Raw genomic sequence first — 223 nt, forward strand, 5'->3', positions numbered from 1 at the left:
CATTACTAGGAGAATTAAAAATATAGATGTGAGAATAAAAGAAATTGAACCTAACATTGAATCTCTTGAAGCTAAAATAAAATCAATAAATGATGCGCATGCAGCTGCTGAGGAAATTCCTGTAGACCTCGATGAGTTGAGAAAATATAACAAGGATGCGCAGGATATAAAAGACAAGATAAGCAAAATTCAGTTTAATCTGGAGGGCGTAGAAGAGTTAAGT

General features: G+C 33.6%; 1 protein-coding gene. It reads left to right on the plus strand.

All coding sequences use genetic code 11. The features are described 5' to 3' along the window. On the plus strand, positions 1-223 hold a 223-nt coding region (locus IM290_RS21370; protein WP_193354506.1), incomplete at both ends, for a hypothetical protein.

It is taken from the genome of Enterobacter cloacae complex sp. S1, from assembly GCF_014930525.1.
Classification (GTDB): domain Bacteria; phylum Pseudomonadota; class Gammaproteobacteria; order Enterobacterales; family Enterobacteriaceae; genus Enterobacter; species Enterobacter hormaechei_C.